The 14,968-nt window shown below is 40.0% G+C and carries 24 protein-coding genes; 7 read left to right on the top strand and 17 right to left on the bottom strand.

Annotated elements, in window-relative coordinates:
* Positions 1-102 precede the first annotated feature (102 nt).
* The 7 genes from H4K34_RS11370 to H4K34_RS11340 all read left to right on the top strand — a co-directional run bounded on the left by H4K34_RS11370 (position 103) and on the right by H4K34_RS11340 (position 4,147).
* Entirely contained in the window at positions 103-393 is a 291-nt protein-coding gene (locus tag H4K34_RS11370) for a helix-turn-helix domain-containing protein (RefSeq protein ID WP_210757504.1), read from the top strand.
* 254 nt (positions 394-647) lie between these two features.
* Positions 648-1,070, top strand: coding sequence for a hypothetical protein (locus tag H4K34_RS11365; RefSeq protein WP_210757546.1), 423 nt, complete (start codon positions 648-650; stop codon positions 1,068-1,070).
* Between the two features lie 76 nt (positions 1,071-1,146).
* Positions 1,147-1,779, top strand: coding sequence for a tyrosine-type recombinase/integrase (locus tag H4K34_RS11360; protein ID WP_210757545.1), 633 nt, complete (start codon positions 1,147-1,149; stop codon positions 1,777-1,779).
* A 56-nt stretch (positions 1,780-1,835) separates the two neighbouring features.
* Positions 1,836-2,147: a hypothetical protein gene (locus H4K34_RS11355; RefSeq protein WP_210757544.1), complete on the top strand. Its 312-nt coding sequence runs from the start codon at positions 1,836-1,838 to the stop codon at positions 2,145-2,147.
* A 341-nt stretch (positions 2,148-2,488) separates the two neighbouring features.
* Entirely contained in the window at positions 2,489-2,812 is a 324-nt protein-coding gene (locus H4K34_RS11350; protein ID WP_210757543.1) for a Thoeris anti-defense Tad2 family protein, read from the top strand.
* 55 nt (positions 2,813-2,867) lie between these two features.
* Positions 2,868-3,173 (top strand): hypothetical protein, encoded by a 306-nt coding sequence (locus H4K34_RS11345; protein WP_210757542.1) that lies wholly within the window; start codon positions 2,868-2,870, stop codon positions 3,171-3,173.
* 416 nt (positions 3,174-3,589) lie between these two features.
* Positions 3,590-4,147 (top strand): hypothetical protein, encoded by a 558-nt coding sequence (locus H4K34_RS11340; protein WP_210757541.1) that lies wholly within the window; start codon positions 3,590-3,592, stop codon positions 4,145-4,147.
* Positions 4,148-4,344: 197 nt separating this feature from the next.
* Here H4K34_RS11340 and H4K34_RS11335 read toward each other — a convergent pair whose 3' ends face one another.
* From H4K34_RS11335 to H4K34_RS11255, 17 genes are all read right to left on the bottom strand, one after another.
* Positions 4,345-4,833, bottom strand: coding sequence for a hypothetical protein (locus H4K34_RS11335; RefSeq protein WP_210757540.1), 489 nt, complete (start codon positions 4,831-4,833; stop codon positions 4,345-4,347).
* Positions 4,826-5,011 carry a hypothetical protein gene (locus H4K34_RS11330; RefSeq protein ID WP_210757539.1) on the bottom strand — a complete coding sequence of 62 codons (186 nt, stop codon included), beginning with the start codon at positions 5,009-5,011 and terminating at the stop codon, positions 4,826-4,828. Before H4K34_RS11330 ends, H4K34_RS11335 begins: the two co-directional genes overlap by 8 nt.
* A 4-nt stretch (positions 5,012-5,015) precedes the next feature.
* Entirely contained in the window at positions 5,016-5,525 is a 510-nt protein-coding gene (locus tag H4K34_RS11325; protein ID WP_210757538.1) for a hypothetical protein, read from the bottom strand.
* A 9-nt stretch (positions 5,526-5,534) separates the two neighbouring features.
* On the bottom strand, positions 5,535-5,828 hold the full coding sequence (locus H4K34_RS11320) for a hypothetical protein (protein ID WP_210757537.1): 294 nt from the start codon (positions 5,826-5,828) through the stop codon (positions 5,535-5,537).
* Between the two features lie 5 nt (positions 5,829-5,833).
* Entirely contained in the window at positions 5,834-6,817 is a 984-nt protein-coding gene (locus H4K34_RS11315) for a phage head spike fiber domain-containing protein (RefSeq protein WP_210757536.1), read from the bottom strand.
* A 234-nt stretch (positions 6,818-7,051) separates the two neighbouring features.
* Positions 7,052-7,435, bottom strand: a complete 384-nt coding sequence (locus tag H4K34_RS11310) for a hypothetical protein (RefSeq protein ID WP_210757535.1) — start codon at positions 7,433-7,435, stop codon at positions 7,052-7,054.
* Positions 7,435-7,827: a hypothetical protein gene (locus tag H4K34_RS11305; protein WP_210757534.1), complete on the bottom strand. Its 393-nt coding sequence runs from the start codon at positions 7,825-7,827 to the stop codon at positions 7,435-7,437. The genes H4K34_RS11310 and H4K34_RS11305 overlap by 1 nt, the downstream gene beginning before the upstream one ends.
* Positions 7,828-7,839: 12 nt before the next feature.
* Positions 7,840-8,106: a hypothetical protein gene (locus H4K34_RS11300; protein ID WP_210757533.1), complete on the bottom strand. Its 267-nt coding sequence runs from the start codon at positions 8,104-8,106 to the stop codon at positions 7,840-7,842.
* Between the two features lie 5 nt (positions 8,107-8,111).
* Positions 8,112-8,618, bottom strand: a complete 507-nt coding sequence (locus H4K34_RS11295) for a hypothetical protein (RefSeq protein ID WP_210757532.1) — start codon at positions 8,616-8,618, stop codon at positions 8,112-8,114.
* Entirely contained in the window at positions 8,615-12,358 is a 3,744-nt protein-coding gene (locus tag H4K34_RS11290; protein WP_210757531.1) for a zeta toxin family protein, read from the bottom strand. The genes H4K34_RS11295 and H4K34_RS11290 overlap by 4 nt, the downstream gene beginning before the upstream one ends.
* The gene (locus H4K34_RS11285) at positions 12,355-12,900 is read right to left on the bottom strand and encodes a lysozyme (RefSeq protein ID WP_210757530.1); all 546 of its coding nucleotides are present in this window, start codon (positions 12,898-12,900) and stop codon (positions 12,355-12,357) included. The genes H4K34_RS11290 and H4K34_RS11285 overlap by 4 nt, the downstream gene beginning before the upstream one ends.
* A 143-nt stretch (positions 12,901-13,043) precedes the next feature.
* Positions 13,044-13,400, bottom strand: a complete 357-nt coding sequence (locus H4K34_RS11280) for a hypothetical protein (RefSeq protein ID WP_210757529.1) — start codon at positions 13,398-13,400, stop codon at positions 13,044-13,046.
* Positions 13,397-13,597, bottom strand: a complete 201-nt coding sequence (locus H4K34_RS11275) for a hypothetical protein (RefSeq protein WP_210757528.1) — start codon at positions 13,595-13,597, stop codon at positions 13,397-13,399. Before H4K34_RS11275 ends, H4K34_RS11280 begins: the two co-directional genes overlap by 4 nt.
* Before the next feature lie 210 nt (positions 13,598-13,807).
* Positions 13,808-13,948, bottom strand: coding sequence for a hypothetical protein (locus H4K34_RS11270; protein ID WP_210757527.1), 141 nt, complete (start codon positions 13,946-13,948; stop codon positions 13,808-13,810).
* A 19-nt stretch (positions 13,949-13,967) separates the two neighbouring features.
* Positions 13,968-14,489, bottom strand: coding sequence for a hypothetical protein (locus H4K34_RS11265; RefSeq protein WP_210757526.1), 522 nt, complete (start codon positions 14,487-14,489; stop codon positions 13,968-13,970).
* Between the two features lie 41 nt (positions 14,490-14,530).
* On the bottom strand, positions 14,531-14,779 hold the full coding sequence (locus H4K34_RS11260; protein ID WP_210757525.1) for a hypothetical protein: 249 nt from the start codon (positions 14,777-14,779) through the stop codon (positions 14,531-14,533).
* 1 nt (position 14,780) lies between these two features.
* Positions 14,781-14,966, bottom strand: a complete 186-nt coding sequence (locus tag H4K34_RS11255; protein WP_210757524.1) for a hypothetical protein — start codon at positions 14,964-14,966, stop codon at positions 14,781-14,783.
* Between the last annotated feature and the right edge of the window lie 2 nt (positions 14,967-14,968).

The following is a 14,968-nucleotide window of genomic DNA, read 5'->3' as shown; positions in this document are numbered from 1 at the left end:
TATAGATATTATTATTAAAACAATAAATATTGAGCAACAATATTAGTAGAATTTTCTACACTAAGCAAATATTTTATTATTCTTTTCGCATAATATTCACTAATGAACTACAAACTCCTAAAGCATCAGATTGAATCACAAGGATTTAACCTGAATCAAATTGCCAAAAAATTAAATGTTAGCCGTACTGGTTTATGGCAATCCATAGAGAGAGAAACTTTAACTGTTCAAACTTTAGAGGAAATTTCTAAAATCTTGAAGGTTGATCCGCGCCTATTTATTGACAAAACAGACATTCATCCTGAAGCTTTGCCACTTCCTGAAGTGCAAGAATTAAAGGATAAGTACGTGAAAGTGTTAGAAGAAAATCACGAATTGCGCCAAAAGCATTGATATATCTACAGTTGACGCGATTTGTCCCGGGACAGATACGGGACAATTAGAAGCAATATAACAACGGTATAATGCAGGATTCAGAGCGATTTTCCTTGATTTTCAAATCTGGCCCCCGCTACTACCATCAATAAAAGCCCTGTATATCAGGGCTTTTGCCTTCTAAAAAACCCAACCGGGACAAATACGGGTCAATAATTTGACAACAGATCACGTTTTACGTGGCCTGAGCACAGCTAAAACCCGCATTTGCCATGTCTACCGTTTTACCTTACTATCCTGCCAAGCTCCACGAAGGGGCCACCTGGTATATTGCTTTTTATGTGATAGATCCGCGCACGGGGAAACTCTCCAGGCGACGCATTAAATGGAATCGCATTGAAAAGATTAGTGAGCGCCGGCGCCAGGGAAAGGAAATGTGCCGGCAGTTAAATGAGCGATTGGCCCGGGGCTGGAATCCTCTGGCAGAGGAATTAGCTTCACGATCGCAGAGTTTATTACCGGATGCGGCCCGCGAGTTTTTACGCGAAAAGGAAAAACGATTTGAAGAGGGCACCGTAAGAGCTGATACTTTGCGCTCATACCGGTCGTATCTATCGATGATTGAAAAGCATATTCCCATTGGGAGCATACCAATTGTGTGGGCTTTCAGCGAGAAGCCATTATCACATTTTTAGACTTTGTCTACCATGATTTAGGACGATCAGCGCGGACCCGCAATAATTACCTAGGCTTTCTTCACAATTTTTGCGAATGGATGATTCAGGCCGGCTACCTCTATGTAAATCCAGCCTTGGGCCTGCGGAAAATCCCAGAGGTGAGAAAAAACGAAAAATCATTCCCCCTTCAGAACGGCTTCGAATTTTCAAGCACCTAGAAAAGACCAATTACGGTTACTATGTGCTTTGTTTAGTAGAATATTATCTTTTTATCCGACGTACAGAAATTACTAAGCTTCGCGTGCATCACTTTGACCTGGAGCGTTGCACGGTGCTTATTCCGGCCAAGTATTCTAAGAACCGCAAAGATGATACGATTACCATCCCTAAAACCGTGGCAACGGTTTTGCGTATCTATCTAAAAAATGCGTCCGATCAGCACTTTTTTACCGGTCCCGATTTTAGGCCAAGCCCCAAGGCTTTAAGCCCCAAAAAAATTAGTGATCAATGGACCAAACTTCGTCAGGAACTCGGCTTTTTAAAGGCTTATCAATTTTATTCCCTGAAGGATACGGGCATTACTGATATGCTACGGGCGGGTATTCCTTCCATTTTAGTACGCGACCAAGCCCGCCATTATGATGTAAGCCAAACCGATCAATATGCCGCCCGGGGAAAGGGGCCAACCCGGAAATTGAAGCCTTTGAGTAGAATTAAATATCAATGAGGTAGATTTTTCTACATTTGATGCAACCACAAAATTTACATTATGACTGAAGAACGATGGGACATGAATACAACCTCGAAAACTATGAAGGTAAATCCAATCAGTGTCTAGTTTTTGTCGAACAATCCTGCCCTGGAGATGAACTACCTAACTCTAATGGGCCTTTAAAGACGATCCAAAATGGCACTACTGAGGAAGAAGTGCTAAAAGCTTTACTCAGCCGTCTAAGATATTTGAATCTTCAAGTTCATTTTCAGTGTAGTTCAAATTTCATTGCAGAACAAAAATTAAGGGAAGCGCTTTGGTGGCTTTATGAAAGTGAAACCAACCGGAGTAAAAGAGCCAAATACCAAGAAGCTCAATCTTAAAATCTATTTGTTCATTTTAATTAGTACCAATGTCAGAGTTTAAAAAATACCGTCGTAACAAATCGCTGAATTACGCGAAGTTACCCAAGAGCATATTGACCTATTCAAGCTTAAACATGCTTTAGTTCTTCCTGGTGGCATTCAGGTTTCAATTTCTCCAGAAGATATCAATCATGGATCTCCTAAGCTGGGAGATATGATTGCTCGAAACCCGAAAAACTATAAAGATCAATGGCTAGTGGCCGAGCAATATTTCAAAGACAACTTTGAAGCGATTCAATAAGAAACTTTTTAAAGTGTAGATTTTTCTATATTTCGACAAGTAATATAAATATTGAATTATGACTTTAAGTTTTGGCGATGCAATCAATGCATTAGAACAGGGTAAAATGGCCCGACGCAAATCCTGGGCGGATAGCGGAAAGTTTGTATTTAGACAAGTTCCTTCTATAATCAAGAAAGAAATAGTACCTAAAATGCAATCTTTGCCCGAATCGGTAAAAAAGGAGTTTCAAAAACGATTTGATTTCTCCAATAATCAAATTGACGCAATTTATTATCAAGATCAATTTGCTTTAGTTAATTCTAGCAACTTGATCACCAGTTGGTGTCCAACTGTACCTGATTCATTGGCAAAAGATTGGGAAGTTTTGCCTAGTGATTAGTGTAGATTATTCTACATATATTTAAAGCTCGTTTTGTCTAATCTAAATCTCAAACATGAAAAAACATCTTGTTTTAGTGCTTGCGGGCTTAGCGTTTGCGCCAGTAGTCAGCTTAGCAGAGGTTATTGAAGATGCAGAAGCGCCCATTTTTTGCGAAGTGGATGCAACGGAATCTTTCACGGCTATTGATCTAAAGATCGAAGCGGTTGATTTCTACCAGGTGGAAAGCCTACAGGTAGCAGCCGTATTGTGTGAGCCGGTGATCAATGTTGGACCTTCCGGAAAGGATTTCGCGCCAGTGGGTAGCTATAAGCATCGTCAGCCGCAGCCCTTTCGATGGGGTGGCGCCTATTTTTATTAACCTGGATACATTTATTAGGTTGAAAGCTCGGGATTTTCCCGGGCTTTTTTTATGCCCAAAAAAATCACTTTCGAATTTTTTTCTTTCTTTTTGCAGATTTTCTATATTTGATGAATATTAAACTACTATTTATGCGTGCGACAAAACACCCCATCTGCCCTTTTACCAAAGAGCCCATGCTTATAACCGTACTGGACCTCCAAAATCGATTAACCAAGAATATGGCATGAAGTGCGAGGTTTTTCCCTTAGACCCTACTGTGACATTCTTTGGCAGCGAATTAGAATGTTACAGAATGAGCTACCGCTTTAAAAAGAAAGAAAACCGGGTGGCTTATTCCAAGCCTCTCGAATGCTGGTACATCAGTTTTTCTCGCTGGTTTACAATCGAATTTTCCCAAAATATTATTGCTTAATATGAGTTACCAAAGCACTTTTGAAAAATGTAAGATCATTCGTGAATTTATTCTCAACGAATCTATTGAGGCCTTACTTTATGCCCATGGCCAGCCCGAGCATTGGTTTGAACGAATTTCTAAAATCCCTTCCTTGGTTCAGGAGTCTGAAGGTGATTTTTCGATTGATCCGAATGACCTTAGTCGCGAAGAGCGCATTGACCTAGGATTTAAAGATTTGAGTAATCCAGAAATATGCCTTATTCCCGTTTGGCTTTATCCCTTTTTAGCACCAGAGTTTAATTGGGTTAGTATCAAAGGAAAACGGGGCACAAAAAAGCCTCGGGATATAGATAGTCGATTAGGGCATTTAGGCTTTGGAGTGGACCTTCAAAACAATCAGCACAAGCAGTTGGCAAGACTAATAACGGAGAAAGTTATTAATCAGTGCACTGATAATGTTCTTGCAGATATTGATCTATCCAATGAGTTTCTCATTCATAGTATTCTCCAATTCAAATCAGACATTATTTGTAATCTGCATTTTACCGACGTCCGAAAAAAGAGATTATTAAAATGATTGAAGACCTATGGCAAAAAGGCATTGAAGGTCAAAAGTTAGATCCGGTAGTGATTCAAATTTATGGCGCTTATAAAGCTGATTTAATCGACGCCATCCAAAACGCCTAATATGTTCTTTCAGAAAACTAAAAAGATTCTACGCTAGAATTTGTCCAAAGTATTCTAAATCCAAAAAGCCCCAATTAGGGGCTTTTCTTATTCAGTTACGGGCTGCTTTCTCGCCCGAATGAGCTCCTTAAAGTGGGGGGCGACATTTTGAATGGTACGTTCGCCAAAAAGGAAAGCCAGGACAATCATATTAATAGTATAAAGCATATCCTCACCGGTAGGCGTTAAATCCAGACGCTTTAAGAAATAAAGTACGTCTATGATAATGGTTCCCCAGCCCCAAATAGGCCGCTGTGCCCCTCTTAAAAACAGCACAACACGCCCCATCCAACCGGCTTGCACCAGGTCTTTTGCCGTACCTTCCAGGTCCTTTATTCGCTGGTTAAATTCCATTTCAACTTTGAAGGCTTCTGACTGAAGCGCTAATTCATGCTCATGGGCAATTTGAAGAGCAATGTTTTCTAACTGCGCCTTTTCTTCTTTGGTAGTTACAAAGCGATCGACACCATCTACAATTTGCTTTACCATATCCCCACCGGTGAAAATACCGCTGATTTTCTGCCAAATACTACTCATCTTGTATTGCTTTTTGTTTCTGCTCTAGGTGCAATAACCGAATTTTATAGCCTGTATAGACTACTGCTAATCCAGCTCCAATCATACTTAAAACTGAAGAGGCCAAATCTGAAAAACTAACTACCAGGGTAGTTAAATTGAAACCCCAAACCTTTATTTGATCGATATCGATTTGCATGCCCTCAAACATTAAATAAATGGACTTTTGAATTATAAGGATCATCGCAAACGTCTAAATGAACCCAGGAAATTGGAACGCCATTCAAATTGTTTTCCAATCGAATTGGATAGGGGCAATCCTTTTGGTTTTCGATAAACCATTGACGAACTTTAGGGGCCGGCATATCCTTTACCTTGAAGTCTAAAGCCATTCCCAAAACATGGCCGGAAATATAGACTTGTGTTTTTCCTTGAACAATATCACAAAGATTATCGCGCAATCCCCGCTCATCATATACCGTTTCCCCAGGATTAGCCGTATGCCAATTATTGGCATAAAAAGGCCGGTCAATGGATTCTCGTGCCCAAAGAATTACTGTCAGTAGTCGCGGATCAAAACGAGAGAGGAAAAAGTAGTTTCCTCGATTTTTAAATTTTGCATGACATTCCGGAGTTACTAATTCTTCAATACAGAAAAATTGTAAAAAGCGATCGTAAAGCTCCTTTGTAGTGCGGGGTCTATTCCAATCCATAACTTAGGTTTAAAACGAATGAAACAATGCATTCAACTCACTAATGTTATTCCCAAAATCTAGGTTCAAATTTTCGCTCATAACATCGGCATGAGTAAGGGGAGAAAGGATTTCTTGTTGAGTTAGATTACCCTGCTGATCATATTGCGCCCTTTGTACCGGTACATGATTTAAAATCACAACCGAATGCGTTTGCGCAGCATATTGGCCAGCCTCATTTAGTACTCCTTTAGCTTTTAAAGCTGCTGTTAGGTCCTGTAAATTAGGATAAGCAATAGAATAAATCTTCACATCTATATTCATTCCAATTATGTTGTTAGATTGTTAGATTCGGTGGCATTTAGCTTATTCGGGTTATACGCGCAAACCCGGATCCTGCCCCTAAATGGATTTGTCCCATCCGTAAAACGCCACTGATTCAAAGTACTAGGCAGACCTCCATTTGATGCGCTGCCTTCCGTGCTTCCGTCTACATGCAAGCTCATACCACTTGCCCCATAGTTGAAACAAACTTTATTGTAGGTACCGGCTACGGCCGGAGCTCCAGAAATAGAAGTAGTACCTCCGGAACCAACACAAGTCCCCTCAATTCCAGTACCATTAATATCAATGCGAATGGCGTTTGTAGATTCAGCTCCACTTTGGGAAAGCTCGATTACATTACTTACCGTATCATCAAAGACCGTGGCTTCTAGGTAAAAATTCCCTTCTAAGTCCTCCAATAAGGCTCCAATTGCACTAGATGAAACTACATCCGCATTTCGGGTACGCGCCAAGCCGGTTGTTCTAATAACGCTAGTTGCATATGTGCCAGCTTCTAATTGAAAAGCCGTTAACTGCAACGTATTACCGTCATCAACTCCAGAATTGCCCCCACTACTGGGTAACTGTAGGAATAAATTATTTGCGCCCAAAGTAGTCCCTAGAATTACTACTCGTTTAATGTCATCGTTTACAGTATCGTAAACCTTTACGGAAGAAATTCCTCCTCCGGCTGTAGTTACAGTTTCGGTAGAAATACGCACTACCCCAATACCATTCCCGGTTTCTCTTACCCCGATATAATCCCCACTAGCTGATATTTTCACATACAAACTAATTGCCCAGTTTTGGCCTGGTGAAAAACCCCCATAGACAAATCCTAAATTATTGGTAGTGCCGTTTTGGGTATATAGGCCCCAGTCAAAACTATTGTTTAGTTCAAATGCGCCTGGCTCAGCAGGCGTTAAAGTGGAATTATACCAATTTGCAGGGGCTATTATCCGTGGCAAAATTTGTCCGATCAGGTTCATCCAATAGGCTTGGACAGTTCCCTAATTCCGCCCAACACCATCGGGGCGTATTAGCGGGCACAAATTCAATTTGCCCCGTACTATTGACGCGACTAGCATTAGAAGTATTTTGAACAGCATCAAAATCTACTAATGTCCCTAATCCCGAGCTTGGGCTTTCTCCATAAAGGGTACCAGCCTTAAAACCCCCACCTTTTCCAATCAAAATATTTGCGCTGTCAAATGCCGTTGCCATTATAAATTCACATTATTAAGTTCAATAATCCCTTGCCTATAGCAGAAAGGACTTTCTAAGGATCCACCATCTAATTCTACTGCGGCCTGATATGCTTGTAATGCTGCTAAAGATTGAATTTCAACCGAATTGAAAGCAATTAAATTTTGTCTATAACAGAATGGACTTTCTACAGACCCACCATCGGTTTCAACTGCTCTTTTATAAGCTAAAGATGTCGTCAGCATTTGTATATCTACCGCATCTAAAGCATTAATACTTGCTTGATAGCAAGTAATGCTTTCTACCTGGCCACCGGCTGCAATTACAGCTTGTCGATAAAGATTAGCGGCAGATTCACTAGTAGATAAAATTGGAGCTAGTATTTTAAATAATTGCGCCATTAATTTTGTAAAAATGAGCCTTCAACTTTAGCCCGAGTAGGTCCATAAACCCGAACATATACTGAGTTCCATTGGTTTTCAATGGAAATGCTTAAATCTTCTACTCCATTAATTGTAAAACCATTACCCCTAAATTCAAAAGATCCAGAGCCCAAACGCTCTAGGGTACAGAAAAACCCTTCGGATATATCCGATGGAATACGAACAATTACGGGATCATCTGAAAGGCTTTGAATGCAATAACCTCTATCGTCATCGGACAAATTGTAATCGGCCTCAATGGTTTTAACTGGAATACCGGCCAGCTCATTAAGAACATCCCGGTGCGTGCCATGCGTGGTACTGTTAAAATTATCTCGGTAAAGTTTCGTAATACGTTCTAATATCGTCATAGCCTTAAAATCTTAGGTAAATGCCCGAATAATAAAATTATCATTGAGACCGGCACTAATACTTTGAACTACCATGGCCAAGCCTGAATTTTGGCTCCAGTAATCCATTTGTTCCCCGGGTAAAATATCATCCTCTTGGCCATTAATAGTGATTTTAGCGGAATCACCTGGGTCTTGATTAGTAACCACAATCCTGCTAAACACTTGATTGTTAAACGGATTAATTGGATTACCTCCTGCTGGAACAACTAAAACTTTAAATAAACCTTTGCCGGCCATACCTATTATTCAATTTGATTACTATTCATCCAGCTCCAAGCAATTTCTACTTGAGGCTGAAAATTTCCTTGCCATTGGCTAATGGTATCGTAAAGAGACCCATAATCACCAGTACCCCATCCACTCACATCTAATCCTTTGATACGCTGTTCCCAGTCATTTATAACTGCAATCTTCTGATTGTAGGAAAGTGAGTTAAAGGTGGCAAATGCATTATTGATATCCGTACCATTAGGAGAATACCAACGATGGTCCTGAATAGTTTGATAAAGTCGATCGGTTACAGATTGAGGATTCCATGCATTATCACCGGTCCCATCTGAAACATATACCTTTCGAACAACATCCTTGGACCCCGTATTATCGGAATTATCATCTAAGCCAAAAAGTCGAGTGAAGAAACCCGGCTCACTACCATCGGAACGACCCTTGTAGTAAACAGCTATTAGAATAATTAGAGCCACTAAAATGGCTACTGCTACGGCTTTGTTCTGTAAAATTAAGCTTTTCATTTACCATTCCATAATTGTTGCCAAAAGCCTCCAGAGGAAGAATTAGCGGGTTCTAACTTTTTGATTTTTCTCGGTTTGATGGTTGGTTTTGTTTCATCTGGAGCATCTATTCCAGGTAAATCGTATGCCCCGGGATTTTTTGCCCATCGGAATAGGCCGTCAGCCGTAAGAGGCAGTACCTTTTTATTAATCTGAGATCCATCTATTTTTTGGCTATTGACTTTTCTTAAGCGATTAATCTTTTCCGCAAAATTCCTCACTTGGTTTTCTGATAAAATCAAGTATTCATTGATTTCTTTACGAATAGTACCTATCGAATCTCGATCTGCTTTTGAAGGCTCACTTTTAGATGGTTGATTAGCTAACTTTCGCCTTTTCGGAAGCTGCATTCCTCCCTTTTCAACAATCTCTTGGGTTTCACCATTCACTCGAATAAAGCCATCCGCGCTCTTAATTACTTCATCATACGCTTCAAGGCCATTTTCGTAAATTTCATCTATTACCGACATCGGAACATAACGCCCTGAAGTTTTGTATCGATCTAATACCCTTTGTTTGCTTAGCTCCTTTGGAACTTGGAGATAAATCACAAATACCTGGTACCCTAAATCCTTAAGTTGAGTTACTAAGGGCCCATACTTTTTGGCCTTATTCATGGTGCCATCATAAATAAGGTCATATTCACAAGGCTTGCCAATTTCACGAATCAGTTTTTTAGTGATATCGCTAGTTTCCTCATGCGTGGCACTTGCATTCCATCCCTTATATTCAGGCAATTTTGCCCTTACTTCATCTGCGTCAATGTGATAAACACTATCAGATAAAAGCCAAGGAGCAAAGTTTTTCAAAAAGGTGCTTTTACCTGCTCCAGGTGCTCCGCCCGTAAGAATTGCAATTGGCTTTTTACCACCGGTACATTTTGCATCCTTCTTAAACTCGCCTATTATTTTGGCATGCAGCTTTAAGCGATCGGCCTGGTATTCTCCTGCCTCATTGGTATGTTGCTTTTTTGTTTGGGGTAAGTTGGCTATACAGGATTCTAATTTGCGAATGCTTTCAGCATCAATTAACCGTTTACCGTCCTTCATTGGAGGACAGCCAATAATCTCTTTAAAATCATCAGCCGCTGAAACCTCCTTAATAGCTTCCTGAACCTGCATAGCCTGGCCCGTGTAAATCTTTAGCCCATAACCTTTGACCTGTCCTTTATCCAGTGGCCAGCTCTCCAAAATATTTCTAGTGCGCTTATCAAAGCTTGAACCGTCTCGCATCTCAATAAAGATGTGATGATCAGATCGGTTTTCTCCTGAAGTTTTGGTACTAACTTTTACGGCATTTCCACCGCCTAAATTCAATAGGTTTCGGATAGAAGCGGCCAAAGCTTTTAAATCTACTTTCCATTCCTTTTTCTTTGGATCAGAAATAGGATTTAGTGTTTTCTTTTTGCTTTGGTTTACCTTAAATAAATCTTCCCAAGGACCTTCACTTTTAATAAAAGAAAGCTTGGCTGTTTTAAAAATGGCATTATCGGTAACCATGCGCTGCCATGCCTTCTTACTGGGAGCCCATTTAAATCCACTTTTTTTAAGCTCATCCCTGGTATTGGCATCCGGCTTATCATCAAAGAATATCTGAATACGATTATCTAATGCGTTTAACACGACTACACCACCATCAAACTTAACTTCTGGTGTTTTCCCTGATTCCGCAATCTTACTTTTAACTTCTAACTCCTTAATGCGCTGCTCAACTCGCTTGATGTTCGCATTATTATTGCTCATTTGATAGGGCTGAATAGGAGCCGTTTCATAACTATAGTCCGGTTTCCAATTTCGTATCCTTTCTTTCACCACATCGGATAAGTCTTGGCTATCTAATGATGATGGGTCCTTTTTAAACTTTCGATAAGCGGCATTAATCGCTCTATAGTTTATCTGAAGATCTTTTAGCGCTTGAAGTTTTTCTTTTTGCCGACTCAGCTCCTCAGTTGGGTTATCAGTTGGAAGTGGCTCATTTATGAGTTCTTTCTTGATTCGAGCTAAGGCCTTAGAATCCCATCGATTCCATTCTTTTACTTTGCGTTCTTGAACATCACCTCGCTTTCGATTTCGGGCCGTTGGGAAATTTGCTGGACCGGTAACCATGGAGCTTGCAATTCCACTTTGACGATGTAAATAATCAGCCGCATAACTGCGATATTTTTCTAAATATCTATTAAAAGCAGGGGTAACTAACTCTTTAGTATCATGCTTTTCGGCTAGTTCAATAAGTTCTTGCTGTATTTCATTTAAATACCTTTCATGCTCAGCCATAAAGGAACGACCACGACGATCCGGAGACATACTTGAAGCATACCAGGCAGAAATTGCAGTTTTATACATTCGACCAGTTGGATCCAGTAAAGGATATGCATTTTCCTGCTCTCCTTTTTTGTTTTTACTTGGATCAAACTTTTCAACATTGGCTTTATTATCTTCTCGAACTGTCTTTCCTGATGGTAATTCTAAAATGTAAACCCAACGATCAATACTGAAAAAATTTCCTTCCCAGAAATCCACTTCTTTCACCTTTAAACCAAAGTACTTCTGGCCATCGTAAATTAGGTTTGCTAAATCTCCCTTTTCTACAATTTTAGGAACTTGGCTTTCGCGATATTCGCGATCAGTTAACCTTTCAGTTTTTTCTTTGATCTGTTCAGATGGTTTTTTCTTTGCAGGAATTTCCTCAGATTGACTAAATAAATCAACCACCGTTTCCCGCTCAATTTTTCCCTTTTGCTGACGCAATTTATTTTGATCTTCCATTTTACGAAGAATTGCCGCTTCGTACTGGGTAATTTCTTTTTGAAGAGTAGAAATGATTTTTTCAGCATCCGGAACTTTTGCTTCCTTAGCTCTAATAATATTTTGTCGCTTAGCTTGAATGCGCTTTTGAAATTCAGTAATATCCTTTTCTAAGTCCTTTAACTGCTCTGTTATAGGATCAGTCAAGGCATTTGCGCTGATCCTATTTTCAAGGTTCAAAGCTTTATTAGAATCAAAATCAATGCGGTTTACTCGTTTATCAACCAAATCAAAAAACTGATCTTTGCCTTGCTTTAAAGCAGACGGCTTACCCTTATAGAAATAATTAAAAAGCTCCTGTTCATGGCTATCGGTAAGTTGAGGCAGCACTTTACGCAACTGACCTACCCACCTCGAATTTCTTTCTAAATAGGGAAAAGAACGAGCGCTAGATTTGCTCAATTCCTCAACAAATTGGCCTTTGGGATTTAAATAGCTTAAATCTTTAAGCTTATTCAGTTTACTTTCGGGCTTAAATATTGACAGTAATTTTTCACGATTAAAACCTTTGGCAACAGCCCTACGATAAGCTTGAATATCGGACACTAGTCCTTCCTCCGTACTCCCTCGATTACTTTCTAAAGTAGCATAATCGATAGCATCATCTAAATCACCTAAGAAAAGTTTAGCCGGCATTGTTTTCAAATCCGGTTGCTTTCCTGATTTGTAAAGCCTTTCGGAGGCTTCAAACCGAGAATGTCCAGAAATTACAACATACTTTTCTCTTTCCGCATCATACCACAATATGATAGGCTCAGCACTACGGTCATAAGCGCCTTTTGATACAATTGCCTTAACTGTATCTTCAGAAAATTCGGATTGCCTACCTTGAAAAAGTTTAGGATCTACAATGATCTTGGAGCGATCAATTTCTTTGACTTCTGAGAATCGTTTCACGAGGCAAAAAATATTTCTGCCTCTTCACGTCGGCGGGTTAATAATCCAGCTAGTAATTGACCATTTTGGGAAGTATATCGAGAAGTAAACCAGTGATAAATATCATCAGGATGCGCATTTTCATTCACCAATTTCATTAACCTGGTACTACCCCCAGTATTAAAGGTGTGAGACACTAAAGCATCAAATTGGTTTTGTGTAATGGATCGCTTTAATCGCTCTCTAACCCAGTGTTCGGCCTCATCTACATCATGCTCAAAAATTAAATTAGCCTCTTTTTGGGTAATTCTGGAATTTGCATTCACCGGAAATTTAGAATCTGAAGTATGACCATAGCCAATAGTCCAAACGCCTCCAGGGTCGCGGTATGCATTTAACCGCAATTTTTCTTCCTGCTTGATGTAGTTTTTAATATCTCTGGAGGCAAAAAGTAAAGACCCCGGTAATGGAAAGTTTTTGCGTAAGTAGTAGAACAGAAAAAGCCCAAGCGCTACCGCTCCGGCTCCAATTGCTGAATATTGCAATACCTTAGATTGCTTCACGTTTTACCGCTTTACTAAAGCAGTACCTAGCATCACTCCTAACGTAATTGCCAGAAAAATGCCAGCAGCTAAATAAAGGGATGATTTTACATCTACTTCATGTTTTAGCTTGATAGGTCCACCTTGTGTTAAAAAATCCATTTTTAAAAACTAAATTCCGAAGCGAACTGCCTTTGGCTAATAGGCCCATAAGCTATATCCGACTTTCCAAGGGCTTTCAAAGCTTCAGCAGTTAGAGGCCCCCATAGCCCATCCTCTTCTAATGGGGGTGCTGCAATAGGAAAGCGATTAATAGCAATCTGAAGATTTTCAACCAAATTGCAAGGCTCACTATTTCCGTATCTAATCGGCCAATCGCAGGGTACAGGAGGCACATTGGCATTAGAGGAACCCCCATTAGATGTATTTGTGCTTTTACCTCGTTTAAAAAGACTAAAAACAGCTAATCCAATAATTACACTAGCCAAAATTACCAGGCCCCAAACCTTGAAGGATTTCATAACCCTAGCGCATTGCGAGCCGAATTAGGCCCTGTAATATTTCCTTGAGTACCGGGAGAAATAGCGAAAATTCCCGTTTTATAGCTATTGGTCGCTACCTTGGGTAAAATTTTCTGCCCTTTAAGATATCGATCAATAGCCCATGCTGTTAACGCTAATACAACAAGGGTAACAATAATTAATCCTGTCCCTTTCATACAGCTACACGGGTTCTTTCTCAGAAACTGATACACTCAATTTCTTTGAATTGTAATACCAAAGACCAGCACCGGCCACTACCAATACTACTCCAATAATAATCCAAGTTTTACGATTCATCTTTCCAAATTTTACGTTTTGCGTATTCTACACTAATCCCTACCACTACAGCAATAAGGACCGTCAAAAGGATATTTTTAAATCCTTGGTTATTCACCTTCTGCGGCAGCTTTTTCCAATTTGCGTTCAGTGATTTTAGTTTCTAAGTATCGGCTACTTAGAGCAGCTAAAACACCACCAACAATAATGGCACCTGCGATGAAAATGAAAGTCTTACCAGATAATTTCATGGTACTGATTTTTAGTTTATTATTTTGGTGTTACCCCTAATTGAATTTGAGGGTAATTCGTTTGAGGATTTACCACAGAAATATTGCCAGTGGGCGTTGGCACCACTAAAATTTCTTTTCCCGGTTTTTGTCCATTCGTGGTTAAAGTCCATCCTAATGGGAGGGCTCCTAATGATCCATCTTTGACGCGTTTTACTCCAGCCTCTGCTAAATTTTTGTTTAGCCAATTCATGTAGGATTGATCATGAATGCGATAATAATCTTTGCCGGTTGGCTTTGTCCATAACCATGCTCGAAGCCAATTGCGCAAACGAGGATTATATTCCGTTTCAAACCAAACCAATGCATTTCTGCGGGCTTTTTCAGTTTGATTCGCCTTCCTAGCTAATTTTGCCTGCTCTTGCATCACCTCCAGATTTGCTAACTGAGTAGCAGCATCCGCAGACATTCCTTCAGCCTGCGCTTCCACAATTTTTAATTCTGCAGCTCTTTTTCGAGCCGGTAGAAAAAAGAAGTAATAACCAAAAGCTGCTAAGGCCAAAGCAATTACCAGGTATAATAAACGTGATGCCTTTTGGTCCATTAGTCTCGTAAATAATAGATTAGAAATGCTGCACCTAAAACAAAAAGCACAAGCATTGTTAAAATCTCTTGATATTGCCCAAAAAGAAACTCGCGTTCCTTTATACTTCGGTCAAATAATTGCTGATCATAGGCTTTAAATTCGCCGTAAATTTCATCCCTACGGTTTTCCTCTGCACACTCGGCACCTCGGGTTACTGAGCCCCAAACCGTATGACATCCTGCCCCAAATGATAACCAATTCGCCATTTTACTTTTTTCTAAAAAGCGCGAAACCCACAACAGCTATTACCGCAAAAACCACTACTACCGTCAAATAGAATGGAATTTGGGAATAGCTATTGGGTACCACATAGGCGTGCGCATTAGTATTGTTAAGTTGCTCAGTAGCTGAGCCCAGGCCTTGGCCAATCATTTGTGCTGAAGCTGGATCCACCT

The sequence above is a fragment of the Croceimicrobium hydrocarbonivorans genome (assembly GCF_014524565.1).
GTDB classification, from domain to species: domain Bacteria; phylum Bacteroidota; class Bacteroidia; order Flavobacteriales; family Schleiferiaceae; genus Croceimicrobium; species Croceimicrobium hydrocarbonivorans.
The sequence above is the reverse complement of the archived record's forward strand: the minus strand, read 5'-3'. Positions and strand labels throughout refer to the sequence as shown.

Excerpts from the sequence above, each read along its gene's own strand:
- H4K34_RS11370 (WP_210757504.1), top strand. The coding sequence starts at position 103 with ATGAACTACAAACTCCTAAAGCATCAGATTGAATCACAAGGATTTAAC.
- H4K34_RS11365 (WP_210757546.1), top strand. The coding sequence starts at position 648 with ATGTCTACCGTTTTACCTTACTATCCTGCCAAGCTCCACGAAGGGGCC.
- H4K34_RS11360 (WP_210757545.1), top strand. The coding sequence starts at position 1,147 with ATGGATGATTCAGGCCGGCTACCTCTATGTAAATCCAGCCTTGGGCCT.
- H4K34_RS11355 (WP_210757544.1), top strand. The coding sequence starts at position 1,836 with ATGGGACATGAATACAACCTCGAAAACTATGAAGGTAAATCCAATCAG.
- H4K34_RS11350 (WP_210757543.1), top strand. The coding sequence starts at position 2,489 with ATGACTTTAAGTTTTGGCGATGCAATCAATGCATTAGAACAGGGTAAA.
- H4K34_RS11345 (WP_210757542.1), top strand. The coding sequence starts at position 2,868 with ATGAAAAAACATCTTGTTTTAGTGCTTGCGGGCTTAGCGTTTGCGCCA.
- H4K34_RS11340 (WP_210757541.1), top strand. The coding sequence starts at position 3,590 with ATGAGTTACCAAAGCACTTTTGAAAAATGTAAGATCATTCGTGAATTT.
- H4K34_RS11335 (WP_210757540.1), bottom strand. The coding sequence starts at position 4,833 with ATGAGTAGTATTTGGCAGAAAATCAGCGGTATTTTCACCGGTGGGGAT.
- H4K34_RS11330 (WP_210757539.1), bottom strand. The coding sequence starts at position 5,011 with ATGCAAATCGATATCGATCAAATAAAGGTTTGGGGTTTCAATTTAACT.
- H4K34_RS11325 (WP_210757538.1), bottom strand. The coding sequence starts at position 5,525 with ATGGATTGGAATAGACCCCGCACTACAAAGGAGCTTTACGATCGCTTT.
- H4K34_RS11320 (WP_210757537.1), bottom strand. The coding sequence starts at position 5,828 with ATGAATATAGATGTGAAGATTTATTCTATTGCTTATCCTAATTTACAG.
- H4K34_RS11315 (WP_210757536.1), bottom strand. The coding sequence starts at position 6,817 with ATGAACCTGATCGGACAAATTTTGCCACGGATAATAGCCCCTGCAAAT.
- H4K34_RS11310 (WP_210757535.1), bottom strand. The coding sequence starts at position 7,435 with ATGGCGCAATTATTTAAAATACTAGCTCCAATTTTATCTACTAGTGAA.
- H4K34_RS11305 (WP_210757534.1), bottom strand. The coding sequence starts at position 7,827 with ATGACGATATTAGAACGTATTACGAAACTTTACCGAGATAATTTTAAC.
- H4K34_RS11300 (WP_210757533.1), bottom strand. The coding sequence starts at position 8,106 with ATGGCCGGCAAAGGTTTATTTAAAGTTTTAGTTGTTCCAGCAGGAGGT.
- H4K34_RS11295 (WP_210757532.1), bottom strand. The coding sequence starts at position 8,618 with ATGAAAAGCTTAATTTTACAGAACAAAGCCGTAGCAGTAGCCATTTTA.
- H4K34_RS11280 (WP_210757529.1), bottom strand. The coding sequence starts at position 13,400 with ATGAAATCCTTCAAGGTTTGGGGCCTGGTAATTTTGGCTAGTGTAATT.
- H4K34_RS11275 (WP_210757528.1), bottom strand. The coding sequence starts at position 13,597 with ATGAAAGGGACAGGATTAATTATTGTTACCCTTGTTGTATTAGCGTTA.
- H4K34_RS11270 (WP_210757527.1), bottom strand. The coding sequence starts at position 13,948 with ATGAAATTATCTGGTAAGACTTTCATTTTCATCGCAGGTGCCATTATT.
- H4K34_RS11260 (WP_210757525.1), bottom strand. The coding sequence starts at position 14,779 with ATGGCGAATTGGTTATCATTTGGGGCAGGATGTCATACGGTTTGGGGC.